General features: G+C 70.2%; 27 protein-coding genes. 17 read left to right on the forward strand and 10 right to left on the reverse strand.

Annotated elements, in window-relative coordinates; translation table 11 throughout:
- Positions 1–6: 6 nt before the first annotated feature.
- The 5 genes from POF73_RS14230 (at position 7) to POF73_RS14250 (ending at position 4,295) form a co-directional block, all read left to right on the forward strand.
- Entirely contained in the window at positions 7–993 is a 987-nt protein-coding gene (locus POF73_RS14230; protein ID WP_272115091.1) for a carbohydrate ABC transporter permease, read from the forward strand.
- 2 nt (positions 994–995) lie between these two features.
- Entirely contained in the window at positions 996–1,826 is an 831-nt protein-coding gene (locus POF73_RS14235) for a carbohydrate ABC transporter permease (protein WP_272115093.1), read from the forward strand.
- Between the two features lie 9 nt (positions 1,827–1,835).
- Positions 1,836–3,452 (forward strand): glycoside hydrolase family 3 protein, encoded by a 1,617-nt coding sequence (locus POF73_RS14240; protein ID WP_272115094.1) that lies wholly within the window; start codon positions 1,836–1,838, stop codon positions 3,450–3,452.
- Positions 3,453–3,513: 61 nt separating this feature from the next.
- Positions 3,514–3,762 (forward strand): helix-turn-helix transcriptional regulator, encoded by a 249-nt coding sequence (locus POF73_RS14245; protein ID WP_030949243.1) that lies wholly within the window; start codon positions 3,514–3,516, stop codon positions 3,760–3,762.
- Complete coding sequence (locus tag POF73_RS14250) at positions 3,759–4,295, forward strand: hypothetical protein (RefSeq protein WP_272115096.1); 537 nt, start codon at positions 3,759–3,761, stop codon at positions 4,293–4,295. The genes POF73_RS14245 and POF73_RS14250 overlap by 4 nt, the downstream gene beginning before the upstream one ends.
- A gap of 53 nt (positions 4,296–4,348) precedes the next feature.
- On the opposite strand, the gene POF73_RS14255 is transcribed toward POF73_RS14250, so the two are convergent.
- A complete protein-coding gene (locus tag POF73_RS14255; protein WP_272115097.1) occupies positions 4,349–4,825 on the reverse strand; it encodes a DUF3592 domain-containing protein in 477 nt (158 codons plus the stop codon).
- Between the two features lie 117 nt (positions 4,826–4,942).
- Entirely contained in the window at positions 4,943–5,728 is a 786-nt protein-coding gene (nagB, locus tag POF73_RS14260; protein WP_272115098.1) for a glucosamine-6-phosphate deaminase, read from the reverse strand.
- A gap of 427 nt (positions 5,729–6,155) precedes the next feature.
- On the opposite strand from nagB, the gene POF73_RS14265 reads away from it, so the two are divergent.
- The gene (locus POF73_RS14265; RefSeq protein ID WP_272115099.1) at positions 6,156–7,244 is read left to right on the forward strand and encodes an SIS domain-containing protein; all 1,089 of its coding nucleotides are present in this window, start codon (positions 6,156–6,158) and stop codon (positions 7,242–7,244) included.
- 31 nt (positions 7,245–7,275) lie between these two features.
- Here the strand turns inward: POF73_RS14265 and POF73_RS14270 are convergent, their stop codons facing one another.
- On the reverse strand, positions 7,276–8,028 hold the full coding sequence (locus tag POF73_RS14270; protein ID WP_272115100.1) for an SDR family oxidoreductase: 753 nt from the start codon (positions 8,026–8,028) through the stop codon (positions 7,276–7,278).
- A gap of 97 nt (positions 8,029–8,125) precedes the next feature.
- On the opposite strand from POF73_RS14270, the gene POF73_RS14275 reads away from it, so the two are divergent.
- Complete coding sequence (locus POF73_RS14275; RefSeq protein ID WP_272115101.1) at positions 8,126–8,767, forward strand: TetR/AcrR family transcriptional regulator; 642 nt, start codon at positions 8,126–8,128, stop codon at positions 8,765–8,767.
- Between the two features lie 421 nt (positions 8,768–9,188).
- Positions 9,189–10,655 carry a sensor histidine kinase gene (locus tag POF73_RS14280; RefSeq protein WP_272115222.1) on the forward strand — a complete coding sequence of 489 codons (1,467 nt, stop codon included), beginning with the start codon at positions 9,189–9,191 and terminating at the stop codon, positions 10,653–10,655.
- 243 nt (positions 10,656–10,898) lie between these two features.
- Here POF73_RS14280 and POF73_RS14285 read toward each other — a convergent pair whose 3' ends face one another.
- Both POF73_RS14285 and POF73_RS14290 read right to left on the reverse strand, forming a co-directional pair.
- Positions 10,899–11,156 carry a WhiB family transcriptional regulator gene (locus POF73_RS14285; RefSeq protein WP_006142322.1) on the reverse strand — a complete coding sequence of 86 codons (258 nt, stop codon included), beginning with the start codon at positions 11,154–11,156 and terminating at the stop codon, positions 10,899–10,901.
- Positions 11,157–11,475: 319 nt separating this feature from the next.
- Complete coding sequence (locus POF73_RS14290; RefSeq protein WP_272115104.1) at positions 11,476–12,444, reverse strand: diacylglycerol/lipid kinase family protein; 969 nt, start codon at positions 12,442–12,444, stop codon at positions 11,476–11,478.
- A 169-nt stretch (positions 12,445–12,613) separates the two neighbouring features.
- On the opposite strand from POF73_RS14290, the gene POF73_RS14295 reads away from it, so the two are divergent.
- Positions 12,614–13,060 carry a hypothetical protein gene (locus tag POF73_RS14295; protein WP_272115106.1) on the forward strand — a complete coding sequence of 149 codons (447 nt, stop codon included), beginning with the start codon at positions 12,614–12,616 and terminating at the stop codon, positions 13,058–13,060.
- 21 nt (positions 13,061–13,081) lie between these two features.
- On the opposite strand, the gene POF73_RS14300 is transcribed toward POF73_RS14295, so the two are convergent.
- From POF73_RS14300 to POF73_RS14310, 3 genes are all read right to left on the reverse strand, one after another.
- Entirely contained in the window at positions 13,082–14,209 is a 1,128-nt protein-coding gene (locus POF73_RS14300; protein WP_272115107.1) for an RNA polymerase sigma factor SigF, read from the reverse strand.
- A gap of 17 nt (positions 14,210–14,226) precedes the next feature.
- Positions 14,227–14,640, reverse strand: a complete 414-nt coding sequence (locus POF73_RS14305; RefSeq protein ID WP_004925829.1) for an anti-sigma regulatory factor — start codon at positions 14,638–14,640, stop codon at positions 14,227–14,229.
- 268 nt (positions 14,641–14,908) lie between these two features.
- The gene (locus tag POF73_RS14310) at positions 14,909–15,169 is read right to left on the reverse strand and encodes a UBP-type zinc finger domain-containing protein (protein WP_272115113.1); all 261 of its coding nucleotides are present in this window, start codon (positions 15,167–15,169) and stop codon (positions 14,909–14,911) included.
- A gap of 150 nt (positions 15,170–15,319) precedes the next feature.
- On the opposite strand from POF73_RS14310, the gene POF73_RS14315 reads away from it, so the two are divergent.
- The gene (locus POF73_RS14315) at positions 15,320–16,915 is read left to right on the forward strand and encodes a Na+/H+ antiporter (RefSeq protein ID WP_272115114.1); all 1,596 of its coding nucleotides are present in this window, start codon (positions 15,320–15,322) and stop codon (positions 16,913–16,915) included.
- 7 nt (positions 16,916–16,922) lie between these two features.
- On the opposite strand, the gene POF73_RS14320 is transcribed toward POF73_RS14315, so the two are convergent.
- Together POF73_RS14320 and POF73_RS14325 are read right to left on the reverse strand one after the other, a co-directional pair.
- Positions 16,923–17,840 (reverse strand): 1-aminocyclopropane-1-carboxylate deaminase/D-cysteine desulfhydrase, encoded by a 918-nt coding sequence (locus POF73_RS14320; protein WP_272115115.1) that lies wholly within the window; start codon positions 17,838–17,840, stop codon positions 16,923–16,925.
- 48 nt (positions 17,841–17,888) lie between these two features.
- Positions 17,889–18,479, reverse strand: coding sequence for an N-acetylmuramoyl-L-alanine amidase (locus POF73_RS14325; protein ID WP_272115117.1), 591 nt, complete (start codon positions 18,477–18,479; stop codon positions 17,889–17,891).
- Positions 18,480–18,778: 299 nt separating this feature from the next.
- Here POF73_RS14325 and POF73_RS14330 point away from each other — a divergent pair, with 299 nt between their 5' ends.
- From POF73_RS14330 to POF73_RS14360, 7 genes are all read left to right on the forward strand, one after another.
- Positions 18,779–20,185: a family 2B encapsulin nanocompartment shell protein gene (locus POF73_RS14330; RefSeq protein WP_272115119.1), complete on the forward strand. Its 1,407-nt coding sequence runs from the start codon at positions 18,779–18,781 to the stop codon at positions 20,183–20,185.
- Between the two features lie 113 nt (positions 20,186–20,298).
- On the forward strand, positions 20,299–21,384 hold the full coding sequence (locus tag POF73_RS14335) for a family 2 encapsulin nanocompartment cargo protein polyprenyl transferase (RefSeq protein WP_272115121.1): 1,086 nt from the start codon (positions 20,299–20,301) through the stop codon (positions 21,382–21,384).
- 240 nt (positions 21,385–21,624) lie between these two features.
- Positions 21,625–22,233 carry a GNAT family N-acetyltransferase gene (locus POF73_RS14340; protein ID WP_272115122.1) on the forward strand — a complete coding sequence of 203 codons (609 nt, stop codon included), beginning with the start codon at positions 21,625–21,627 and terminating at the stop codon, positions 22,231–22,233.
- A 201-nt stretch (positions 22,234–22,434) separates the two neighbouring features.
- Entirely contained in the window at positions 22,435–23,019 is a 585-nt protein-coding gene (locus POF73_RS14345) for a dihydrofolate reductase family protein (protein WP_272115123.1), read from the forward strand.
- Positions 23,020–23,045: 26 nt separating this feature from the next.
- Positions 23,046–23,267 (forward strand): hypothetical protein, encoded by a 222-nt coding sequence (locus tag POF73_RS14350; protein ID WP_272115124.1) that lies wholly within the window; start codon positions 23,046–23,048, stop codon positions 23,265–23,267.
- 96 nt (positions 23,268–23,363) lie between these two features.
- Positions 23,364–23,777: a YciI family protein gene (locus tag POF73_RS14355; RefSeq protein ID WP_272115126.1), complete on the forward strand. Its 414-nt coding sequence runs from the start codon at positions 23,364–23,366 to the stop codon at positions 23,775–23,777.
- 47 nt (positions 23,778–23,824) lie between these two features.
- Positions 23,825–25,051 (forward strand): RNA polymerase sigma factor, encoded by a 1,227-nt coding sequence (locus POF73_RS14360; RefSeq protein ID WP_272115128.1) that lies wholly within the window; start codon positions 23,825–23,827, stop codon positions 25,049–25,051.
- The last annotated feature ends 9 nt before the right edge of the window (positions 25,052–25,060 follow it).

The following is a 25,060-nucleotide window of genomic DNA, read 5'->3' on the forward strand; positions in this document are numbered from 1 at the left end:
GCGAGCATGACCGTGCAGACCGAACGGCCGCCCTCCGGTCCGGTGGACGTGGTGAACAAGGCCCACAGCGGCTCCGCCGGACCAGGCCCCCGAGCCGCGTCCCGCGTGGGCGCCCTCACCCCGTACCTCCTGCTGCTGCCGGCCTGCGCGGCCACCGTGCTGCTGCTCGGCTGGCCGCTGCTGAAGGACGTCCTGCTGTCGTTCCAGAACCTCAACATGGCGCAGCTGATCCAGCACGTCACCGAGTGGAACGGCATCGACAACTACAAGGAGGTCCTCACCGGTGAGGACTTCTGGCGCGTCACCCTGCGCTCGATCCTGTTCACGGCGGTCAACGTCGCCCTCATCATGGTCCTGGGCGCCCTGATCGGCCTGCTGCTCGCCCGCCTGGGCCGGCGGATGCGGGTCATGCTGCTGGTCGGGCTCGTGCTGGCCTGGGCGATGCCCGTGGTCGCCGCGAGCACCGTCTACCAGTGGCTGTTCGCGCAGCGCTTCGGCGTCGTCAACTGGGTCCTGGACAAGCTGGGCTGGCACTCGATGGCCGACTACAGCTGGACCAGCAGCCAGATGTCCACGTTCTTCGTGGTCACGCTCCTGATCGTCTGGATGTCCATCCCGTTCGTCGCGATCAACCTGTACGCGGCCACGACCACCATCCCCGACGAGCTGTACGAAGCCGCCTCGCTGGACGGGGCCGGCGCGTGGAAGAGCTTCACCACGGTGACACTGCCGTTCCTGCGGCCCTTCCTCTACGCCACGACCTTCCTGGAGATCATCTGGGTCTTCAAGGCGTTCGTGCAGGTCTTCACCATCAACGGCGGCGGCCCCGACCGGCTCACCGAGATCCTGCCCGTCTACGCCTACATCGAGGGCGTCGGCAACCAGCACTACGGCATGGGTGCCGCGATCGCCGTTCTGACCATCCTGATCCTGCTCGGTCTGACCGCCTACTACCTCAGGATCGTGCTCAAGCAAGAGGAAGAGGAGGTCTAGCGGTGAAGCGCTCGCTCTTCGGCCGCCTGTGGCCCAATGTCACGGCCGTCGTCCTGTTCATCGGCTTCGTCTTCCCCGTGTACTGGATGTTCTCCACGGCCTTCAAGCCGACCGGCGACATCATCTCGGAGGACCCGGTCTGGTTCCCGACCGACGTCACCTTCGAGCACTTCGAGAAGGCGACCGGCGTCGACCACTTCTGGACGTACGTCTCCAACTCGCTGATCGTCACGCTGTGCGCCGTCGGCCTCGCCCTGGTCGTCGCCCTCGCGGGTTCCTTCGCCCTGGCCCGGATGCGGTTCAAGGGGCGGCGGGGCTTCATCATCGGCTTCATGCTCGCCCAGATGGCACCCTGGGAGGTCATGATCATCGCGATGTACATGATCGTGCGGGACGCGTCGCTGCTGAACAGCCTCCTGCCGCTGACGGTCTTCTACATGATGATGATCCTGCCCTTCACCATCCTGACCCTGCGCGGCTTCGTCGCCGCGGTGCCCCGGGAGCTGGAGGAGGCCGCGATGGTCGACGGCTGCACCCGCGCCCAGGCCTTCCGCAAGGTCATCCTGCCGCTGCTCGCGCCGGGCCTGATGTCCACGTCCCTGTTCGGCTTCATCACCGCATGGAATGAATTCCCGCTGGTCCTGGTGCTGAACAAGGAGGCGGAGGCGCAGACCCTGCCACTGTGGCTGTCCAGCTTCCAGACCGCCTTCGGCAACGACTGGGGCGCGACGATGGCGGCGTCCTCCCTCTTCGCCATTCCGATCCTGATCCTCTTCGTCTTCCTGCAACGCAGGGCTGTCAGCGGCCTGACGGCCGGCGCCGTGAAGGGATAACGCCACCCGATGACGACATTCGCCAGCGGTACGGACACTCTCACGCGCGACGCGCTGACGGTCCTCCAGCCCGGCTTCACCGGCACCACCGCCCCCGACTGGCTGCTGCGCCGGCTCGGCGAGGGCCTCGCCTCCGTCGGCCTGTTCGGCCGCAACATCGCCTCGCCCGAACAACTGGCCGCGCTGACGGCTCAGTTGCGCGCCGAGCGTGACGACGTGCTGGTCGCGATCGACGAGGAGGGGGGTGATGTGACGCGGCTGGAGGTGCGGACCGGCTCCAGCTTCCCCGGCAACCACGCCCTCGGCGCGGTGGACGACGTGGAGCTGACCCGTGAGGTCGCCGCCGAACTCGGGCGCCGCCTCGCCGCCTGCGGGGTGAACCTCAACTGGGCCCCGTCGGCGGACGTGAACTCCAACCCCGCGAACCCGGTGATCGGAGTACGCTCCTTCGGCGCCGACACCGCTCTGGTGGCCCGCCACACGGCCGCCTACGTCACGGGCCTCCAGTCGGCAGGCGTCGCGGCCTGCACGAAGCACTTCCCGGGCCACGGCGACACGGCGGTCGACTCCCACCACGCCATGCCCCGCATCGACGCGGACGCGTCGACACTGGCCGACCGCGAACTCGCCCCGTTCCGCGCGGCGATCGCCGCCGGTACGCGAGCAGTGATGAGCGCGCACATCCTCGTCCCCGTCCTCGACCCCGACCACCCGGCAACCCTCTCCCGCTCCGTCCTGGCCGACCTCCTGCGCGGCGAACTCGGCTACACCGGCCTGATCGTCACCGACGGCATGGAGATGCAGGCCATCGCCGCCACCTACGGCATCGAACGCGGCAGCGTCCTCGCCATCGCGGCCGGCGCCGACGCGATCTGCGTGGGCGGCGGACTCGCGGACGACGAGACGGTACGGCGGCTGCGGGACGCGCTGGTGGGGGCGGTCCGCTCTGGGGAGCTGGCCGAGTCCCGCTTGGCCGAGGCGGCTGAACGAGTGCGGGAGTTGGCACACTGGACGGCGACCGCCTCCGGAGGGGAGGCCGGCGGGGAGACCGCCGGGGCGAGGGCCAGGGCCCGGCTCGGGGCCGGCAACGGCGTCGGGGCTCGGGCCGGGACCGGCGTGGGGACCGGCGTGGGGACCGGTGTCGGGGCTGACGGCGAGGGGCGGGCGGACATCGGCCTTGTCGCCGCGCGCCGAGCCCTGAGGCTGACCGCCTCGTCGCCCTTCACCCCCCTAACCGAACCGCCGTACGTCGCCGCCTTCACTCCGGTCGCGAACATCGCGGTCGGCGACGAGACCCCCTGGGGCGTGGCGGCGGAGCTGGCCCGACTGCTCACCGGCACGGAGACGGGCAGCTACTCGGGTACGGGTGAGGAAGCGGGGCGTGCGGCCCTGGAGGCGGCGGGCGACCGGCGTGTGGTGGCCGTGGTCCGCGACGAACACCGCCACCCCTGGATGGCCGCAGCCCTGGACACCCTCCTGACCTCCCGCCCCGACACGATCATCGTCGAGATGGGCGTCCCCCAGGCGACCCCCCGAGGCGCCCTGCACATCGCCACCTTCGGCGCGGCCAGGGTCTGCGGGCGCGCGGCGGCGGAGGTCATCGCGGGGGGCACCGCGGGGGAGTGAGGGCACCACCCCGGCTGTCGACTGGTTGCAACGCTGCTCTCGAATGTAGTACTTCTTATACATGAGCGAGCAGGTGCACAACAGGTTGGCGATGGTGCGTGCCGAACGCAAGGTGTCGCGCCAGAGCCTGGCCGAGGCAGTGGGAGCCCACTACCAGACCATCGGCTATATCGAGCGGGGGCAGTACAACCCGAGCCTCGACCTGGCGTTGAAGATCGCGAAGTTCTTCGATCTGCCGGTCGAGGCCCTCTTCTCCCTCGAACCGTTCCGCCCGCTCACCGACGAGGTCTACGGGAGGAAACAGCCATGACGACGACGCGACTGACGCGCTACGACCGGAGCATGCTGCGGTTGATGAACCACCGCGACCCCCGACGGGATGCACTGCACGCCACGGCGGGGCGGCGCCGGCTGGCCGTCGCCGCGCATGTCGCGCTCACCCTGGCCATCGTGACGCTGTTCGCGCACTTCTTCTTCTCGCGGGCGGAAGCGGTGTGGGCGGCCGTCGTCGCGGTGGCGCTGATGCTGCCCTGGATGGTGGCGCAGGGGATGATCAACAGGGCGACCCGGGGTCTGCTGGAACTGCGCGAACGCGCCTTGGACGAGCGGCAGTCGGCCGAGCGCAACCGAGTGCTCGCCCGCGCCCACCGCATCACGACCGGTCTGCTGGCCGTGGCGGCGATCGGCCTGCTGGTGATGGCCGGCACGAGCGGTGACGTCCTGCGCAACTACGCGGTCTCCGCTCTCGCCGCCGTCCTGGTGGCCCACTTCGTGATGCCGTCCTGGTTGGCCGGCCTGACCGCACAGGACGAGCCGACCGAGGAAGATGCATCCGCTCTCTAGAACGGGCTCAACCCACTGCTGCGTTGCCGCGACGGCGACGCAGCAGTCTTCCGTCAGGAGCGCCGCCGCCCCACCACGGCAATGGCCGTCCCGATACCCGCGATCACGAGCCCGATCCCACCGAAGATCAGAGGCAGCAGCCACAACGAGGCGAACCCGTTGATCCGCGCGTCCTCGGGGGAGTCGGCCCGGTAGAGCACCTCGACCCGCTCACCCTCCTCGTACGAGGGCGGATTGGAACCCGTCGAGCTCCGGAACGTCCTCTTCGTGCCGTCCGCCGACGCGAACTCGACCACCGGGTACGCCACGGGCTTGTCGTTGTCCCTCCTCTTGCGGGAGGTGCCGCTGTCGTCGTTCCGCCACTCCAGCTCCACCACCGTGCCCGGGGCGCGCTTCGCATCCGTCAGGAACGAGACCGACATGCCGGCCAGGACCAACCCGATGACCAGGAACACCGAACCGAACGCGATCATCCCGAACGCGACCCACCGCCGGGCACCCCGCCCACGCACCTGAACCTGAACCTGCACGCCGTCCCCCTCACTCGTCCAAAGGCGAGAGGGACGCTATCCCAGGCACCCGATCGCCGTGCCCCCGCCCCGGGACCCGGCAGTCCGGCGACCGCCACTCAGGAAGGTGGCCGTCCCCTAAATCCCCTGCCACTCCGGCTTGTTGGCATACGTGTGCCGGAAGTAGTCGGCCAGCTTCAGCTTCGACGCGGCGGCCTCGTCGACCACGACCGTGGCGTGCGGGTGCAGTTGCAGCGCCGACGCCGGGCAGACGGCCGCGACCGGCCCCTCTACGGTCGCCGCCACCGCATCCGCCTTGCCCTCGCCGGTGGCCAGCAGCACCAGGTGCCGCGCCTCCAGAATCGTGCCGATCCCCTGCGTGATCACGTGATGCGGCACCTGCTCGATGTCCCCGTCGAAGAACCGCGCGTTGTCGACCCGCGTCTGCTCGGTCAGCGTCTTGATCCGCGTCCGCGAGGCCAGCGACGAGCAGGGCTCGTTGAACCCGATGTGCCCGTCGGTCCCGATCCCGAGCAACTGCAGATCAACGCCCCCGGCACCGGCCAGCGCCGCGTCATACGCCTCGCAGGCCCCCTGCACGTCCTCAGCCGTGCCGTCGGGCCCCATGAACGCGTCCATCCCGATCCCGAGCGGCTCCAGCACCTCCCGCCTCAGCACCGACCGGTACGACTCCGGGTGCTCGGCGGGCAGCCCCACATACTCGTCGAGCTGAGCGATCCGCGCCCGCGAGGTGTCCACGGCACCGGAGCGCACCTTGGCCGCCAGCGCCGCGTAGATGGGCAGCGGCGTCGACCCGGTGGCCACGCCGAGCACGGCGTCGGGCTTCCGCCCGAGCAGCTGGGCCATGGCCTCGGCTATCAGCTCGCCACCCGCCTTGGCGTCCGGAACGATGACAACTTCCACGCTGGGCCTGCCGATCTGAAGAGGGACTCGAAAGACATCCTGAGGGGCATGTGGTTTAGACCAATCTAACAGAGCGCCCCTCGCCGGCCCAGGTGAACGCAAGCCCCGCAGACATTTCGGGAACCCGTCGGGAAGGCGTCATTCCCCGTGGGGGAGTGGAATGGAAACTGTCCACCCGAGCCGCCCTACCGAGCGCACCCACCCGCCCGCAACGTCCGCCGGAACGGCCCGACCGAGGACGTCCACCCGAAAGCATCTGCCCGAGGGCCCGCCCGAACCGGACCGACCGAGGACGTCCACCGGAAGGCGTCCGCCCGAGTGCCGCCCGATGCGGACCGTCCGAGCAACCGCCCGACGGTGCCCCCGCGAACCGACAGCCGCCCTACCGCCCACGACGAGCGCGAGAGCAGGAACAGGAAGGGGCCCCATGGCCGCCGCGACCCCGTACCCTCCCGACCCCCACGCCCCGCACAACGACCGCCCCGGCCGCATCATGGCGCGCGAGATGGCCGAGCAGCCCGCCGTGCTGCGCAGGATCCTGTCCGAGGGCGCCCCCGCCATCCGCACGGTCGCCCAGGAGATCGTCGCCCGCTCACCCCGCTTCGTCCTGCTCACCGCCCGCGGCACCTCCGACAACGCCGCGCTCTACGCCAAGTACCTCCTGGAGATCCGCCTCGGCCTGCCCTGCGGCCTGACCTCGATGTCGACCACCACGGCCTACGGTGCCCGCCCCGACCTCACCGACGTCCTCGTCATCACCGTCAGCCAGTCCGGCGGCTCACCCGACCTGGTCGCCTCGACCCGGGCCGCCCGCCAGGCCGGCGCGATCACGCTCGCCGTGACCAACAACCCCGACTCACCGCTGGCCGGCGTCTCCGAGTACCACCTCGACATCATGGCCGGACCCGAGCGTGCCCTCCCCGCGACCAAGACCTATACGGCCTCCCTTCTCGCCCTGTACCTCTTCGTCGAAGGTCTGCGCGGCGGCGACGGCGCCCCCGCCCAGCTGCTCCCGGACCTCGCCGCGAAGCTGCTCGCCCGGCAGGACGAGGTCCGCACCCTCGCCGCCCGCTACCGCTTCGCCGAGCGCATGGTCATCACCTCCCGCGGCTACGGCTACCCCACGGCCAAGGAAGCCGCCCTGAAGATGATGGAGACCAGCTACATCCCGGCGCTCGCCTACTCCGGCGCCGACCTCCTGCACGGCCCGCTCGCCATGGTCGACAACGTCTCCCCGGTCATCGCGGTCGTCACCGACGGCAAGGGCGGCGAGGCCCTTCAGCCGGTCCTCGACCGACTCCGCGGCCGCGGCGCCGACCTGGTCGTCATCGGCCCCCGGCACCAGGTCGAACAGGCCTCGGCCGGCTTCGTCCTGCCCACCGAGGGCGTCGCCGAGGAGGTCCAGCCGATCCTGGAGATCCTCCCGCTCCAACTCCTGGCATACGAGGTCACCATCGCCCGGGGGCAGGACCCGGACGCGCCCAGGGCTCTGGCGAAGGTGACGGAGACCCGCTGAAGCTGGACCCCGCGGATCCAGAGGGCGGTCGCTACGTCAGTGAGCCGCCCGTCGCGTCCACCCAGCTCCCCGTCACCCACCTTCCGGCGTCCGACGCCAGAAACGCCACCACGTCCGCCACATCGGCCGGTGTCCCCACCCGGCCCAGCGCCGAATACGCCTCGGCCTGAGCCCATCCGTCCTCGGTGCCGTGCAGGAACCCGGCCGTGTTGTCCGTGTCGATGATCCCCGGCGCCACCGAGTTCACCGTGATTCCGCGCGGGCCCAGCACCTTGGACAGGTCACGCGTGAAGACGTCGAGCGCCCCCTTGGTCATGGCGTACGTCATCTTGTCCGGCATTGCCGCGGTGCGCGCCAGCCCCGAGGAGATGTTGACGACCCGCCCGCCGTCGCGCAGCCTGCCGAGGCCGTGCTTGACGATGAAGTGGGGTGCCTTCACGTTCACCGCGAAGACCCTGTCGTACTCCTGCTCGTCTATCTGGCCAAGGGGCGACGACGTGCCGATACCCGCGTTGTTGACCAGGACGTCCACGCCGTCCGCGTGGCGGTCGAACTCCTCCCACAGCGCCTCCGCATCGCCCGGCAGCCCCAGCTCGACGCCGATCGCGAACGCCGAGCCGCCCGCCGCCTCGATCGCGGTGACCGTCTCCTTAGCCGCCGCCTCGTTCCTGCCGTAGTGCACACCGACCCGCGCCCCGTCGCGCCCCAGCCGCTCGGCGATCCCTCGCCCGATCCCCCTGCTCGCCCCCGTGACCAGAGCCGTCCTGCCCGCAAGCGCACCCATGCCGGCGCCCCCTTCACATTTACCTAGCGGTCGATACAGAAATGACCGTAGGGCACACCGTGAACGTTTGTCTAGTGCTCGCTATAAAATGCACTCCATGGTGAGCAGCAAGGAGAGTGAGCAGACCGGGGCCAAGGCCCGTCCGGCGACCAAGCCCCGCGGCCGCCCCCGCTCCTTCGACCGCGAGACCGCCTTGGAGAAGGCGATCCTCGCCTTCTGGGAGCACGGCTACGAGGCGACGTCCGTCTCCGACCTCACACGCGTCATGGACATCGGCGCCCCGAGCCTGTACGCCGCGTTCGGTGACAAGCGGTCGCTCTTCGACGAGGTCGTCCGCGAGTACGGGGTGCGGTACGGCTCCTTCAGTGATCGCGCCCTGGCCGAGGAGCCGACCGCCCGCGCCGCCGTGGCGCGGATACTGCGCGAGGCCGCCGTGGAGTACACCGACCCCGCCCATCCGTACGGCTGTCTCGTCGTCCACGCGGCGACCAACTGCTCGACGCCCGAGGTCGAGGAGGCGCTGAGAGCACGGCGCAACGCCAACATCGCCGCGATCCGAAGCCGTATCGAAGCGGACATCGCCACCGGGGCCCTCCCGCCCCACGCCGATGCCCCCGCACTCGCCCGGCACGCCGGCGCGATCGTCCAGGGCATGTCACAACAGGCGCGCGACGGGGCGAGCCGGGAGGAACTGGAGGCACTCGCGGAAATTGCCATGGCCATCTGGCCCCGCACATGAACCCACACGGGTTAGGCTGCGTGATGTATGCGAGGGCGTCCTACTAGTTCTCCGAACGGTCGGAGCCCTTGTGGAAACGCCAACAGCAAACAGTCTCCAACGCATGGACACACCAGAGTGGTCTAGTCCACAATTGCGTAGGAGTGCGTAGGACAAGAACGCACCGACTTCCGTCTTCCCCGCACAGGAAGGCGGACCGAGGAACCGGAGCTCTCTGCCCTGACTGCCCCGGCTCCTCACCCTCGGCCGACCGGGACCGCACACCCCACGGCCGATATTGCTCCGGGCTGCGGTGCCGGGAGGGTTGAGGGTCCCTCTCAGGCGCCGCGGCCCGCGGGTGTTTCCACGGCCGGATCGCCTCCAAAGTGGCTGGTTTCGAGTCATGTCCGTACCGCCAGGTACGCTCGGCCACGTGCCCTCCATGAACGAACTCGTACGCCAGCACACGGCCCTCGACGACTCCGACCTTGAGTGGCTCCACCTGCTGGTCTCGGAGTGGCAGCTGCTCTCCGACCTCTCCTTCGCCGACCTGGTCCTGTGGGTCCCCACGAGCGACGGCACCCGCTATGTCTCCGTGGCGCAGATGCGGCCCAACACCGGCCCGACCTCGTACCAGGACGACATGGTCGGCCACCTGGTCCCACGCGGCCGCCGCCCGATGCTGGATGCCGCGCTCGACGAGGGCCGCATCGTCCGGGAGGGCGACCCCGAGTGGCGCGAGGAGGTGCCGGTCCGCGTCGAGTCGATTCCGGTACGACGGGACGGGCGCGTCCTGGGAGTCATCGCGCGCAACACCAACCTGCTGACCGTCCGCACCCCGAGCCGCCTGGAGTTGACGTACCTCCAGAGCGCCTCTGACCTCGCGCAGATGATCGCGGCCGGCTCGTTCCCGTTCGCCAACCAGCAGGTCGACATGGACGCCTCGCCCCGCGTCGGTGACGGCCTGATCCGCGTGGACGCCGACGGCACCGTCCAGTACGCCTCCCCGAACGCGCTGTCCGCCTACCACCGCCTCGGCCTCGCCGCCGACCTCGTCGGCCACCACCTGGGCAAGACCACCGCCGAACTCGCCCCGACCCACGGGCCGGTGGACGAGGCGCTGGCCAAGGTCGCCAGCGGCTGGGCGCCCCGCAACTTCGAGATCGAGTCCAACGACGGGGTCATCCAGTTCCGTTCGATCCCGCTCAGCCCCAAGGGCACCCGCATCGGTTCGCTGGTCCTGCTCCGGGACGTCACCGAACTTCGCCGTCGCGAACGCGAGTTGATCACCAAGGACGCGACCATCCGGGAGATCCACCACCGGGTGAAGAACAACCTCCAGACGGTGGCCGCGCTGCTCCGCCTCCAGGCCCGGCGCATCGAGTCCGAGCGGGGCCGCGAGGCCCTCGAAGAGGCGGTGCGGCGAGTCGGCTCGATCGCGATCGTGCACGAGACGCTCTCCCAGAATCTGGACGAGCGCGTGGAGTTCGACGAGATCGCCGACCGGGTGCTGGCGATGGTCGCCGAGATCTCACCCGGCAAGGTCAACGGCCGACGCACCGGTCGCTTCGGCATCCTGGACGCCGAGGTCGCCACCCCGCTGTCGATGGTCCTGACCGAGGTCCTCCAGAACGCCCTGGAGCACGGCTTCCGCGAGGGCGACACCGGCACCGTCGAGGTCTCGGCGGTCCGTGGCGGTACGACGAAGCAGGCCCGCCTCCTGGTCACCGTCCAGGACGACGGCGTGGGCCTGCCCGAGGGATTCGACCCGCACACCGCCGGCAACCTCGGCCTGCAGATCGTACGGACCCTGGTGGAGGGCGAGTTGGGCGGCACGTTCGACATGGTCCCGGCACCGGAGCGGGGGACCCGGGTGATCCTCGACATCCCGGTGCGGGCGCACAAGTAACCGCGCACAGGCAGGACGCACAAAGCAGAACGCACGAGCAGAACGCACGAGCAGGACGCACGAGCAAGGTGGGCCAGGACTTGCGGACAGCAAAGAGCCCCAGCCCGTTCAGGGGGCTGGGGCTCAACATGCTCGTTGCCAGCATTTGCTGCGCATCGGGGGTACTGCGCGCTGCGGCTCGGGGGCGGGAGATGCGTACTCGCTGTACGCGCCGCCAAGCTCAGGCTTGCGGGGCGGGTGTTGTCAGGCGGAGGCCTGACGGGCCCGGTTGCGGGCGGCGCGGCGCTTCATGGCGCGGCGCTCGTCCTCGCTGAGACCACCCCAGACGCCGGAGTCCTGGCCGGACTCAAGCGCCCACTGCAGACACTGATCCATAACGGGGCAGCGACGGCAGACGGCCTTGGCTTCCTCGATCTGCAGCAGCGCAGGACCGGTGTTGCCGATGGGGAAGAAGAGCTCGGGGTCTTCTTCGCGGCAAACGGCGTTGTGACGCCAGTCCATGGCTGCTACCTCTCCTTGGTATTACGTGCTGATTGCTTGTGAATGTGAACGCTTTCACGAATCCCTCAACAAGTGAAGGGCCTACCGCCAGTTCCCTGGCGTGGGTCCTGTGATTTGAAGGGGGATTCCGGTGATCCGTGGAGGCCGGTGTTGCGGGCCGTCCCGATCGCCACGTAGAGACTCGCAAACCTCAGCGACGGATACAACCCCTTCCGGAAAGTTTTTTTTGATTCCTCGGTGTCTACTAGGTCACAGCCGTACTTCCATGGGGTGGATCCTGGCCTAAACGTTCGAGTGAAAGGACTTTGGCCCGTTCCGCTCACACAATCACACGCAGTGCACGGCGTACGCCTGTGAACGTCACGCTCGTACGCAGCCCGAGGTGGTCGCCGTCCATCTGGAGGGGCAATGGGACCTTCGAATGCAAGGTGAACTGGTCCAGGTCGTGAAGTGTGACCGCGTGCTTGCCATGGGCCCCGCGCTCGGGGGACGAAGTGAGCAACTGGGTCGCATACCGGGCAACCGCGACCGTGGACATGCGGCTGAGACCGAGTACGTCGAGCCCGGTATCGAACGAAGCCTTAGGCGCCGCGTACACCGGACGATTGCCCAGATACGTCCATGGGGCGGTGTTGCAGACTATGGACAGCACCAAATCGGTCACCGGGTCGGCGTCCGGCCGCTCCAGGGTGATCGTGCCGTGCCGGCGGTTGGGCTCGCCCAGAAACTGGCGCGCGGCCTGGCGGAGGTAGAGGGCGTGTGTGGATTTCCGGCCGCGTTCGCGCTGCTGCTCCACACGGCCCACCACACCCGCGTCGAATCCGAGCCCCGCGTTGAAGAGGAACCAGCGGTCCGGGACCGCCTCGTCGTCGGTGCCCGGGGTGCCGGAGGTCAGGCCGAGCCCGACCGTGCGTTCGCTGCGGTCGCGCAGGGCGTCCAGGAGGGCGCCGGTCGCCTCCACGGGGTCGTTCGGCAGGCCCAGTGCGCGGGCGAAGACATTGGTGGAGCCGCCGGGAACCACGGCCAGTCCGGGGAGATGCTCCGGGTCGGGGCCCGCGTGCAGCAGGCCGTTGACGACCTCGTTCACAGTGCCGTCGCCGCCGAGGGCCACGACCAGGTCGATGTCGTCGCTCTCCGCCGCCTGCCGGCCGAGGTCGCGCGCATGGCCGCGGTACTCGGTGGTGACGGCCTCCAGCTTCATCTCGCTGGCGAGCGCGTGGATCAGGACATCGCGCGTACGTGCGCTTGTGGTGGTTGCTGCCGGATTGACCACGAGAAGTGCACGCATGAGTTGCAGCGTACCTACTGGGGGGTACCGGGCACAGGCCGAGGTAGGGATCAAGTAAGAGATGAGGCGTGAGTCTCGACACGGGGTGTCGCGGGCTTGGCGGGGGGCGCCGCTCCCGCACCCCGCCTCGGCCGACGAGGGCCACATCCCGGAGGGCTACCCTTCAGGGGTGACCCAGGAGCAGAGCCCCACCACCCCGGAAACCGCCGGTCCGCGTCCGCGGCGGCTGACGTATGCGGCCGTGCTGACCGCGCTGGAAGGGGTGGGGCTCGCCGTCGGGGGGCTCTGGGTGCTGGTGATGGGGCTCGCCGGTGATCCGGACGACCGGCAGCAGGCCGTCACGCTCGGCGTGACGCTGGTCGCCCTCGCCCTGCTGCCCCTGCTTGCCGCGCGCGGACTGTTGGCTCAGCGCAGCTGGAGCCGGGGGCCGTCCGTCATCACTCAGATCCTGGCGCTGCCGGTGGCCTACAGCCTGTTGCAGGCGGACAGCATCGCGATTCCCGCGGGGATCGCGATCGCCGCGGCCGCGATCGCCACGCTCGTGCTCCTGATCAACCCGGAGACGACCCAGGCCCTCGGGATCCGGGGGCCCGGCAGCGCGCCCGATCAGAAGTAGTCGGCTGCACCGAGGCGGCCGCTACTCCTCCACCAGCAGCTTCTCCCGCAGCTGAGCCAGTGTGCGGGCCAGCAGCCGGGAGACGTGCATCTGGGAGATGCCGACCTCTTGCGCGATCTGCGACTGGGTCATGTTGCCGAAGAAGCGAAGCAGCAGGATCCGCTTCTCGCGCGGCGGGAGGTCCTCCAGCAGCGGCTTGAGCGACTCGCGGTACTCGACGCCCTCCAGCGCCTCGTCCTCCGCGCCGAGGGTATCGGCGACCGCGGGGGACTCATCGTCCGTGTCGGGGACGTCCAGGGAAAGTGTGGAGTACGCGTTGGCCGACTCCAGGCCCTCCAGGACCTCCTCCTCCGAGATCGACAGCTTCTCGGCGAGTTCATGGACGGTGGGGGAGCGGCCGTGCTGCTGGGACAGCTCCGCGGTGGCCGTCGTAAGAGCGAGCCGCAGTTCCTGCAGGCGCCGCGGGACACGCACCGCCCAGCCCTTGTCGCGGAAGTGCCGCTTGATCTCACCGACGACCGTCGGGGTCGCGTACGTCGAGAACTCGACGCCGCGCTCCGGGTCGAACCGGTCGACCGACTTGATCAGGCCGATGGTGGCGACCTGCGTGAGGTCGTCGAGCGGCTCGCCGCGGTTGCGGAAGCGGCGTGCGAGGTGCTCCACGAGCGGCAGGTGCATCCGGACCAGCCGGTTGCGCAGCTCCGCGTACTCAGCGCTGCCGTCCTTCAGCTTGCGCAGTTCGACGAACATGGCGCGCGCCCCGCTGCGGTCCTGAGGGGCGTGCTGCGTGGCCTGCGCGCTGTGCGCGCCCATCGCCTCGTCCTCTGCGTTTCGCTCGTGCTCGCTCATCGTCCTGCCCGTCGCCCTCTCCCGAGCCCTCGCCTCCACTCGGACTGGGGAGACCCCGATCCGCCCGCCCAGAGGCGCGCCCTGCACGGCACCTTCGTCATCCCGTCCGTCGGCCAGGAAGCCCTCCACGGAGTCGTCCTCCGGGTGCGGCCGGGCCTGCTCGGGGATGCCGTCGATGCCGTCGACCATGCGTCGGGAACCGCTCGGGCCGCTCGGGCCCGCCCCCAGGCTCTCGGCTCCGTCCGAGCAGGGGGGAGTGCTTTCCGGCAGCTCCCGTGTGCCGCGCTCTTCGTCCCGCACCGGCCCGTCCCCGTTCCTCACGCCGGCCCGGGTCCCGCGCCGCGCTGTTTGTAGAGGCTGATCGAAACGGTTTTGTCCTCGTCCACGGCGGAGGAGACCTTGCCCGCGAGGGCGGACAGGACGGTCCAGGCGAAGGTGTCCCTGGAGGGGGCGTGGCCGTCCGTGGTCGGGGCCGAGACGGTGACCTCTAGCGAGTCGTCGACGAGCCGGAAGACACAGCTGAGCACCGAGCCGGGCACGGCCTGCTGGAGCAGGATCGCGCAGGCCTCGTCGACCGCGATGCGCAGGTCCTCGATCTCGTCGAGGGTGAAGTCCAAACGGGCCGCGAGGCCGGCAGTCGCCGTACGCAGCACCGACAGGTAGGCACCCGCAGCCGGCAGCCGGACTTCCACGAAGTCCTGGGTCGCGGGCTCGCCTGCGATCTGGGACACCCTCACCTCCATGGTGGTACAAGCTTCTCGGGGCCGAGGGTTGCCCCCCGGGTAACGCGATGGGTGGTTCAGCGGTGACGCTATCGCGCTCTGAACTTTCCTGTCCCCAGGACCCCAACCCCTTGCCGTCACTCACAGTAAACCTGTGGATACGCTCCGTGTCTAGGGGTCTGCGGCTCCAATTGGGAAGAGCACGCGCCGGGTTGACGTACCCAGACGTCAGACGGTCGAACCGTCCGGATCCTCGGTCGTCCAGCGTACGTCCCCGTCACACCAGTACGTGGTCGACGAAGCACCACCGCCAGCGCTCGCCGGGCTCGAACGTCCGCATGACCGGGTGCCCGGACTGCTTGTGGTGGTCGGTGGCGTGCCGCCCCGGCGAGGAGTCGCAGCAGCCGACGTGACCGCAGGTGAGGCACAGCCGCAGCTGCACCGGGTGCCAGCCCTCCGCCAGACACTCGGGACACGTCTCGCTCAGCGGGCCGGGTTCCGGGTGCGGCAGCGTGTCGGCGTGCGTGCACTGTTTCATGATTGCCAGGTTACGACGGCCACGCGCGCGACCGCGCGGAAAATCGAGGGCGGGCACCGGCGACCATGAACGACGGCGGGCGTAGACCATGAACGGGTCGCCGGTGGGGCGGCGCAGGGCGGGGCGAGCGGTGATGGGTGGGCGAGGCGTATGGAAGTGATGCCGCTGCTGTTGCTGGTGGCGGGGAGTGCCGTCGTGGCCGCGGCCGCGCGTCGCACCCCCGTGCCGGCGCCGCTGCTGCTCGTCGCGGCCGGGCTCGTCGTCTCGTACCTGCCGGGTGTCCCCGACTACACCCTCGACCCGCACATCGTCCTGCCGCTGGTGCTGCCGCCGCTGCTGCACAGTGCGGCGACGGACAGCTCGTATCTCGATCTGCGGGCTCAGCTGCGTCCGGTGATGCTGCTGTCCGTCGGCTACGTCCTCTTCGCGACCTTCACCGTCGGCTGGATCGCCTATCTCGTCGTGCCGGGGTTGCCGCTGACCGCGGCGCTGGTGCTGGGCGCGGTGGTGGCACCGCCGGACGCGGTCGCGGCGACGGCGGTGGCGCGCCGGGTGGGGCTGCCGTCCCGGGTCACCACGATCCTGCAGGGCGAGTCCCTGGTGAACGACGCCACCGCGATCACCGCCTACCGCGTGGCGCTCGCCGCGGCCGTCGGCGAGGGCGCCACCTGGGCCGGGGGCATCGGCGAGTTCCTGCTCGCCGCGGTCGGCGGCATCGGCGTGGGACTGGTGCTGATGGTGCCGATCCACTGGCTGCGCACGCACCTCAAGGAGGCGCTGCTGCAGAACACGCTCTCCCTGCTGATCCCGTTCGTCGCGTACGCCGCCGCCGAGCAGGTCCATGCCTCCGGAGTGCTGGCGGTCGTGGTGGTCGCGCTCTACCTGGGACATCGCGCGTGGGAGGTCGACTTCGCGACCCGCCTCCAGGAGGAGGCGGTGTGGCGGATGGTCGCGTTCGTCCTTGAGTCGGCGGTGTTCGCGCTGATCGGACTGCAATTGCCCGTCGTCCTCAAGGGCCTGGGCGAGTACGAGGGCGGCCGCGCCGCCTGGTACGCGATCGCGGTCTTCGCGGTGGTCGTCGTCTCGCGCTTCGTATGGGTCTATCCGGCGACGTTCCTGCCGCGCATGATGTCCGCGCGGATCCGCGAACGCGAGGGGGACCTGAACTGGAAGGGCCCCTTCATCATCTCCTGGGCCGGCATGCGAGGCGTGGTGTCGCTGGCCATCGCCTTCTCGATCCCGCTGACGGTCAACGGCGGCGAGCCGTTCCCCGAGCGCAACCTCATCCTCTTCCTGACCTTCACGACGGTCATCGGCACCCTGGTCGTCCAGGGCGTGACACTCCCACCGCTGATCCGGGTGCTGAGGCTGCCCGGCCGCGACCCGCAAGCGGAGACCCTCGCCGAGGCGAACGCCCAGGCCCAGGCCTCCCGCGTAGCCGAACGACGCCTCGACGAACTCCTCGCCGACGACCGCAACGCCCTCCCCGACCCCCTGGCCGCCCGGCTGCGAGCGGTCCTGGAACGCCGCCGCAACTCCGTCTGGGAACGCCTCGGCCAGGCCAACCCCATCACCGGCGAGTCCGTCGACGACACCTACCGCCGGCTGTCGCGCGAGGTGATCGGCGCCGAACGGGCGGTGTTCGTGAAACTGCGGGACGGTCGCTATATCGACGACGAGATGCTGCGGACGCTGCTGCGCAGGCTGGACCTGGAGGAGGCGGCGGCCTACCGGGAGGCGGGGTGAGGAGCGGTCACCCGGCGAACGGGGCCCCGGTGACCACGGCAGCAACCTTGGTCCCGCGCGGCAAGGCACCTTCCTCGACGAGGCTGACGACTCCATACAGCAATTTGGCGACATAGAGACGCTCCACCGTCATTTCGTGCCGCTCCTCGAAGTCCTCGGCAAAGGCGTCGAGCTCAGGAGTCGTGCGGGCGTACCCCCCGAAGTGGAACCGCTCGTCGAGCCACCACTCACCCCTTGGCCCCCCGAACGCCTCGCCCTGCAACGCCCGTACGTCACCACCGAGGAACCCGCCCTTGAGCACCGGCACCCCCAGCGCCCGCTGCCCAGGACCGAGCCCGGCGGCGAGCCCGGCCAGCGTGCCGCCCGTCCCACAGGCGACCGCGACCACATCGGCCCGCCCCCGCAGCTCCTCCCCGAGCGCCCGGCACCCCCGTACCGCAAGGGCATTGCTGCCGCCCTCCGGAACGACGTACGCCTCCTCCGCGCCGGCCGCGCGCAGTACGGCCGCCAGCGTCCGAGGCTCGGTCTTGCGGCGGTACGTCGACCTGTCGACGAAGTGCAGCCGCATACCGTCGGCCACACACCGGGCCAGCGACGGATTGAGCGCCCGGTCGGCGAGCTCCTGCCCGCGCACCACACCCACCGTGGGCAGCCCGAGCAGCTGTCCCGCCGCCGCGGTGGCCCGCAGGTGGTTGGAGTAGGCACCGCCGAAGGTGACGACCGTACGGCCGGCGGCGGCGACCAGATTCGGCGCGAGCTTGCGCCACTTGTTGCCGATCAGCTCCGGGTGGATCAGATCGTCCCGCTTCAGCAGCAGCCGAACACCACACCGAGAGAACCGCTCGTCCATGACCTCCTGCAACGGCGAGGGAAGCCGCGGACGCAACTCGGCGAGATCGGGTACGGCATCAGGGCTGGTCACCATGCCATTGTCGCCCGGCGTGGGGAGGCGGGGCCTCCCCGCCTCCCCGCCCTACCCCAACCGGTCGCCGATCCGCCCCCGCATCCACGCCATGGTGAACCCCCGCGGGTCCACCTTCCCCGGCTGCCACTCCAGATGCCCGATCACCGACCGTTCCGTCCACCCGTGATGGCGGCAGATGGCGGCCGAGACCCGTTCGATCGCCTCCAGTTGGACCTCCGGCCAAGGGTCCTCCCCGTCGCCCAGGTTCTCGCACTCGAAGCCGTAGAAGTGCCGGTTGCCGTCGGTGTTGGCCTCGTTGTCGGGCGGCAGCGCCGTCTCCGCGATGACCGCGCGCAGGACGTCGTCGTCGCCGAGACCTGCGTGGTTGGCGCGGCCGTAGCCGACCAGGTGGACCCTGCCGTCCTTGGTGATGACGACGTGACACAGCGGACCCGGCAGCCCCGCGTAGCCGTCACGGCAGAGTTGCACCGTGTGCTCGCTGCCCTTGGTCACCGTGTGGTGGATCATCACGCCGTGCACGGGACCCCAGGGCCCCACATGATTGCGGTTGTGGTGCTCCCAGTCGCCGACCTCGACGACCGTGACACCTTCCGCCTTGAGTCTCTCCAGGAACTTGCTCGCGGACATGGGTGAGGCCATGACCGCCTCCTTCACACACCTGCGTCGGCCGCCGAGCGCAGCCGCCCCGTACAGGTGCTTTACCGAGAACGGGCGGACGGGACTCCTCAAGCGGTACAGCGTGGGACTTGTTTCGGCCAGGGCCCGTGAGAGCGGCGGACAGATGGACAAGCGGCCCCTATTTGCCCACCAGCCGGTGATCCATTCCCGCTCTTTCGGGTAATAGCACAGACACACCCCGTGATGGAAGGCTCGGTCGTGCAGATCGCGATGCGCGGTGCCAGATCGGCGCCGGGGCATGACCGGGAGGGCAATTCCTTATGTCGGTAGGCGAAGAGGTCCGCACGGAGCAGGGCACGCCGCAGCAGAGTCTCGGCACTGCGGCCGCGCGGAACCTGGCCACCACGACCAAGTCCGCACCCCAGATGCAGGAGATCAGCTCCCGCTGGCTGCTGCGCACGCTGCCATGGGTGAACGTCCAGGGCGGCACGTACCGCGTCAACCGGCGTCTGACCTACGCCGTGGGGGACGGACGCATCACGTTCGTGAAGACCGGCGACCGTGTCGAGGTCATTCCGGCCGAGCTGACCGAACTGCCCGCCCTGCGGTCGTACGAGGACGAGGACGTGCTGGCGGAGCTCGCCCAGCGCTGTCAGCAGCGCGAGTTCGCGGCGGGGGCCGTGATCGCGTCGTTCGGCAGCCAGACCGACGAGGTGTTCCTGCTGGCGCACGGCAGGGTGGAGAAGGTCGGCACCGGCCCCTACGGCGAGGACGAGTCCCTCGGTGTCCTCGCCGACGGCGCCTACCTCGGCGAGCAGGCGCTGCTGGACGGCGACGCCATCTGGGAGTACACGGTCCGCGCGGTCACCGCCTGCACCGTGCTCGTCCTGCCCCGCCAGGACGTCGAGCAGGTCGCGGAGCGCGCCGACTCGCTGCGCGGGCACATCGAACAGCTGCGGTCGATCCCGAACCAGCGCACCAACAAGTACGGCGAGAAGGAGATCGACCTCGCCGCCGGCCACAGCGGCGAACCCGACATCCCGCACACCTTCGTCGACTACGAGGCCAGGCCCCGTGAGTACGAACTGAGCGTCGCCCAGACCGTGCTGCGCATCCACACGCGCGTGGCCGATCTCTACAACCAGCCGATGAACCAGACCGAGCAGCAGCTCCGGCTGACCGTGGAGGCGCTGAAGGAGCGCCAGGAGCACGAGCTCATCAACAACCGCGAGTTCGGGCTGCTCAACAACTGTGAGTACGACCAGCGGCTCCAGCCGCACGACGGTGTGCCCAGCCCCGACGACATGGACGAGCTGCTCTGCCGGCGCCGCGGCACCAAGCTGTTCCTCGCGCACCCGCGCGCGATCTCCGCGTTCGGCCGTGAGCTCAACAAGCGCGGACTCGTGCCCGAGACGATCGAGATCGCCGGCAACCGCATCCCCACCTGGCGCGGCGTCCCCATCTACCCGTGCAACAAGATCCCGGTGACCGAGGCCCGTACGACCTCGATCATCGCCATGCGTACGGGCGAGGCCGAGCAGGGCGTCATCGGCCTGCAGCAGGCGGGCATCCCGGACGAGATCGAGCCGAGCCTGTCCTGCCGGTTCATGGGCATCAACGAACAGGCCATCATCAAGTACCTCGTGACGGCCTACTACTCGGCCGCGGTTCTGGTGCCGGACGCCCTCGGCGTACTGGAGAACGTCGAGATCGGGCGCTGGAGGTGACGTTTCCGCACCTGGGGGCCGTGTCCGCGCGGGGCAGGGCGGGTACATCCTCGTCGTACGCGCCCAGCCGCAGCGGGAATGCCACCGCCCGCGGACTCTCCGAGAGGGAACCCATGGCCGAGTCGACGACGCGAACGACGCGGCGTTCCAGCACGACCGGCCCGCTCGACGGTCCCGAGGCAGCGGTCATCCTGGAGCGCGCCCGGGCCCTGGCCGACCCCGAACTGCGCGCCGCCGTCGAGACGTTGCCGGACTCCATGCGCCGGGTGGTGCGCTATCACTTCGGCTGGGAGCACGCGGACGGCACCCCGGCGGCGGGTGGCGCGGGCAAGGCGATCCGTCCCGCCCTCGTCCTCACGGCGGCCGCCGCACTCGGCGGACCGGGGGCGCGGGCGGCCGCCGTACCGGCGGCCGTGGCGGTGGAACTGGTGCACAACTTCACGCTGTTGCACGACGACGTGATGGACCGGGACACCACCCGTCGGCACCGGCCCACCGCATGGACCGTGTTCGGTGACGCCGACGCCGTCCTCGCCGGGGACGCCCTCCAGGCGCTGGCCCTGCGGCTGCTCGCCGAGGACCCGCACCCGGCGTCCACCGCGGCCGCCGTGCGAATCGCGGACTGTGTCGTCGAACTGTGCGCCGGTCAGCACGCGGACACGTCGATGGAGAAGCGGGGCCCCGCCGAGGTCGGCCTCGACGAGGTGCTCGCCATGGCCGAGGCCAAGACGGGCGCGCTGCTGGGGTGCGCCTGCGCGCTCGGCGCGCTGTACGCGGGGGCGGCCGAGGAGGACGTGGCGGCGCTGGACGCGTTCGGCCGCGAGGCGGGGCTCGCCTTCCAGCTCATCGACGACGTGATCGGTATATGGGGCGACCCGAGCCACACCGGCAAGCCGGCCGGCGCGGATCTCGCCGCCCGCAAGAAGTCCCTCCCGGTCGTCGCGGCGCTGACCTCCGGTTCTCCGGCGGCGGCGGAACTGGCCGCGCTGTACGACGTGCCGTGCGACAAGGAGGACGAGGAGAGCGTCGCCCGGATCGCGCTCGCCGTCGAGCGAGCGGGCGGACGCGACTGGGCGCAGGCCCAGGCCGCCGACCGGATGGCCCGCGCCATGCAGGAACTGGCCCGCGCGGTCCCCGACCCGGAGGAGGCGGGCGGACTCCTGGCCCTTGCCGAGTTCGTGACACGACGCAGCAACTGAGGGCCCGGCCGCGGCGGCAGCCGACGGCACTGCTCAGGACCCCGGAGCCACGGGGCCGTACGGTTCCTGACCCCGTACGGCAGCCGACGGGCTCCGGAATGGCGGGTCCCGCACATCCCCACGGTGTGCGGGGCCCGTCCCTGCGTACCGGCCAGATCTCGACAAACTCCTTCCGTGGAAGGCGGGTACGCCCCAATCCCCCTACGATCAAGGGCGGTTGACGTGAAGGGGCGGGTACACATGGGCGTGGCGATCCGGACGGCGGGGGAAGCGGACCGGGAGCTGGTGATCGGGCTGCTGGACGCGGCGTTCCAGGACGATCCGGTGAGCGGCTGGGTGTTCCCGGGTGAGGAGCACCGCCGTACCCGGCACCCCGCGCTCATGGCCGCCTTCACCGACATCGTGCTGGCCGACGGCCGCATCGACCTCACCGAGGACGGCACGGCCTGTGCGCTGTGGCTGTCCGTACCCGCGCAGGAGCACGGACCCGATCACGGACACGCCGACGACGAGGACCCCGCCCGGCTGCGTGCCGAGGTCGACCCGGACAACGAGCGGGTGGAGCAGATCGCCCGGCTGACCTCCGGCATCCACCCCTCCGGCCGCGCGCACGAATACCTGTGGATGATCGCCGTCGATCCCGGACACCAGGGCCGGGGCCTCGGCACCGCGCTCATCGCCTCGGTCCTCGACCGCTGCGACCAGGACGGCCTGCCCGCCTATCTGGAGGCGAGCAACGCCCGCAGCCGGAAGCTGTACGAACGCCTCGGCTTCGAGCTCAAGGACCGTCCCCTCGACCTCCCGGACGGCCCCCGGATGTGGCCGATGTGGCGCGAGCCGCGCGGCTGAGCCCCCCCCTCGCCGCCCGAGTCGACCGGTGCGGCCCGGCGTGGCATGACGCGGCACGACGCTCGGGACTGCCCGCCATTCGGAATGCCATCTCTTACTTCCGCCCGGTACCGAAACGCCCTTGCAACCACTACAGGCGAAGTAGTACAACTAAAGCACTACAGACGAAGTGGTTGACCATCCTGCGAAAGAGAGACCGGCTTGCGAAAGCTCACGTACTTCATCGCCTGCTCGATCGACGGGTTCATCGGGGACCCGAGCGGAGACGCGTCGGCGATGCTCGCCTTCATCGACGAGGAGTACCTCGCCTTCCTCAAGGGCGAATACCCGGAGACCCTGCCGACCCACGGCCGTCGGGCACTGGGCCTCGAAGGTCTGGAGAACAAGGGATTCGACACGATCATCCAGGGCCGGCGCAGCTACGATCTGGCCCTGAAGGAGGGCATCACCAGCCCCTACGCCCATCTGCGCGAGTACGTCGCCTCGCGCAGCCTGACCGAGTCGCCCGATCCGAACGTCGAGATCGTCGGCGACGACCTGGTCGCCAAGGTGCGCGAACTCAAGGCCGAGGACGGCGACTTGGGCATCTACCTGTGCGGCGGCTCGCAGATCGCGGGTGAACTGATCGACGAGATCGACGAGCTCGTCATCAAGACCTACCCCATCGTGTACGGCACGGGCATGCCGATGTTCGGCTCGGGCCTCGCCGTCACGGAGTTCACCTTCGACGGGGTGCGGACGTTCGGCAACGGCGTCGTGGTTCGTACGTACAGCAGGAAGCGCTGAGCGGTCTCCCGCCCTACTCTGAGGGCATGGGCAGCCAAGAGCATGTCTGTCCCGACTGCGGACAGCCCGTCGACACGGTCGTCAAGCGCCACAAGACGCTGGGCGCGTGGGTCCCCACCTGGGTGGGCGGCCCGTGCAGGAACCCCGACTGCGAGGCGTACGCCGAGGAAGGCGCCGAGCACGAGGAGAAGCACGGGCGGCCGGAGCGGCCCGAACAGCCCGAGACACCCGCCGCGGAAAAATCCTGAACCCCCTGTCGAGAATCCCGGTCCGGCTCCGACGTCCCCTGTGAGAGCCGCCCACCACGGGCGGCCCGAGCCGACGGAAACCGAAGGAGCGGACTGATGAAGTACCTGGTCATGGTGCAGGGCTCGCAGGCGGACTACGAGGCGATGCAGGGCAAGGGGTCCGAGCACTCCGTGGCCTGGAGCCAGGAGGACGTCCAGGCGATGTACGCCTTCATGCAGGCCCTCAACGACGACCTCGCCGAGACCGGCGAGATGATCGACGGACACGGGCTGGCCGAGCCTGCGAAGACCCGGCACGTCACGCTGGGCGACGACGGCAAGGCGGTGATCACCGACGGGCCGTACGGCGAGACCAAGGAGCTGCTGGCCGGCTACTGGGTCCTGGACTGCGCGAGCCTGGAACGGGTCACGGAGATCGCCGAGCGTGTCCTGCAGTGCCCCCAGCCCGCCGGAGCCTCCGTGTACCCGGTGGTGATCCGGCCCATCGACGACGGCTCCGGGGACGTCTGAGCCGTACGAGTGAGCCGTACGAGCCCCGCAGGAGCGCCACACCCGACATGGGCACCACACCCGAGACCGAGGACCTGCTGCGCCGCCACGCGCCGCAGGTCCTCGGCGCGCTGGTGCGACGGTACGGCCACTTCGACAGCGCCGAGGAGGCCGTACAGGAGGCGCTGCTCGCGGCGGCCGAGCAGTGGCCGCGGACCGGGGTCCCGGACAACCCGCGCGGCTGGCTGATCAAGGTGGGGGCACGTCGGCTGACCGACATGCTGCGGGCGGAGGAGGCGCGCCGGGCCCGGGAGGAGAAGGTCGCGGCGCTGTCGCCGCGGGATGCCTTCACGGCCCCGCCGCCCGGCGCGGACCGCGCTCCCCGTGAGGACGACACCCTCACCCTGCTCTTCCTCTGCTGCCACCCGGACCTGACCCCGCCCGCCCAGATCGCCCTCACCCTGCGCGCCGTCGGCGGCCTGACCACGGCGGAGATCGCCCGTGCGCACCTGGTGCCCGAGGCGACGATGGCCCAGCGGATCAGCCGGGCCAAGCAGAAGGTCCGCGGGGTGCGCTTCGGGCGGCCCGACAACTGGGAGGACCGGTTGCCCGCGGTCCTGCAGACCCTGTACCTGATCTTCAACGAGGGCTATACGGCGACCTCGGGTGCGAGCCTGCAGCGGCGGGACCTCGCCGGTGAGGCGATCCGGCTGACCCGCACGGTCCACCGGCTCCTCCCCGACCACGGCGAGGTGGCCGGCCTGCTCGCCCTGATGCTGCTCACCGACGCCCGCCGCGACGCGCGCACCGGCCCGCACGGGGAGCTCGTCCCGCTCGACGAGCAGGACCGCGACCGCTGGGACAGGACCGCCATCGACGAGGGCGTCGCCCTGGTCACCCGTGCCCTCTCCCGGGGCCACGCGGGCCCGTACCAACTGCGTGCCGCCATCGCCGCCGTCCACGACGAGGCGCCGTCCGCGCAGGAGACCGACTGGCAGGAGATCCTCGGCCTCTACGACGTCCTGACGCGCCTCGTGCCCGGTCCCGTCGAGCGTCTCAACCGCGCGGTCGCCGTCGCCATGGTCCGGGGGCCGCGTGCCGGACTGGCGGAACTGGGCGAGCTGGAGGACGAGTTGGGCGCCGGACACCGGCTGGACGCGGTCCGCGGTCATCTGCTGGAGCGGGCGGGCGCGTACGACGAGGCGCGCACCGCCTACGAGGCCGCGGCCGACAAGACCCTGAGCCTGCCGGAGCAGCGCTATCTGCACGCGCGGGCGGCCCGGCTGAGGCCGTAACCTCGGCCC

Source organism: Streptomyces sp. HD (genome assembly GCF_028369295.1).
Lineage (GTDB): Bacteria > Actinomycetota > Actinomycetes > Streptomycetales > Streptomycetaceae > Streptomyces.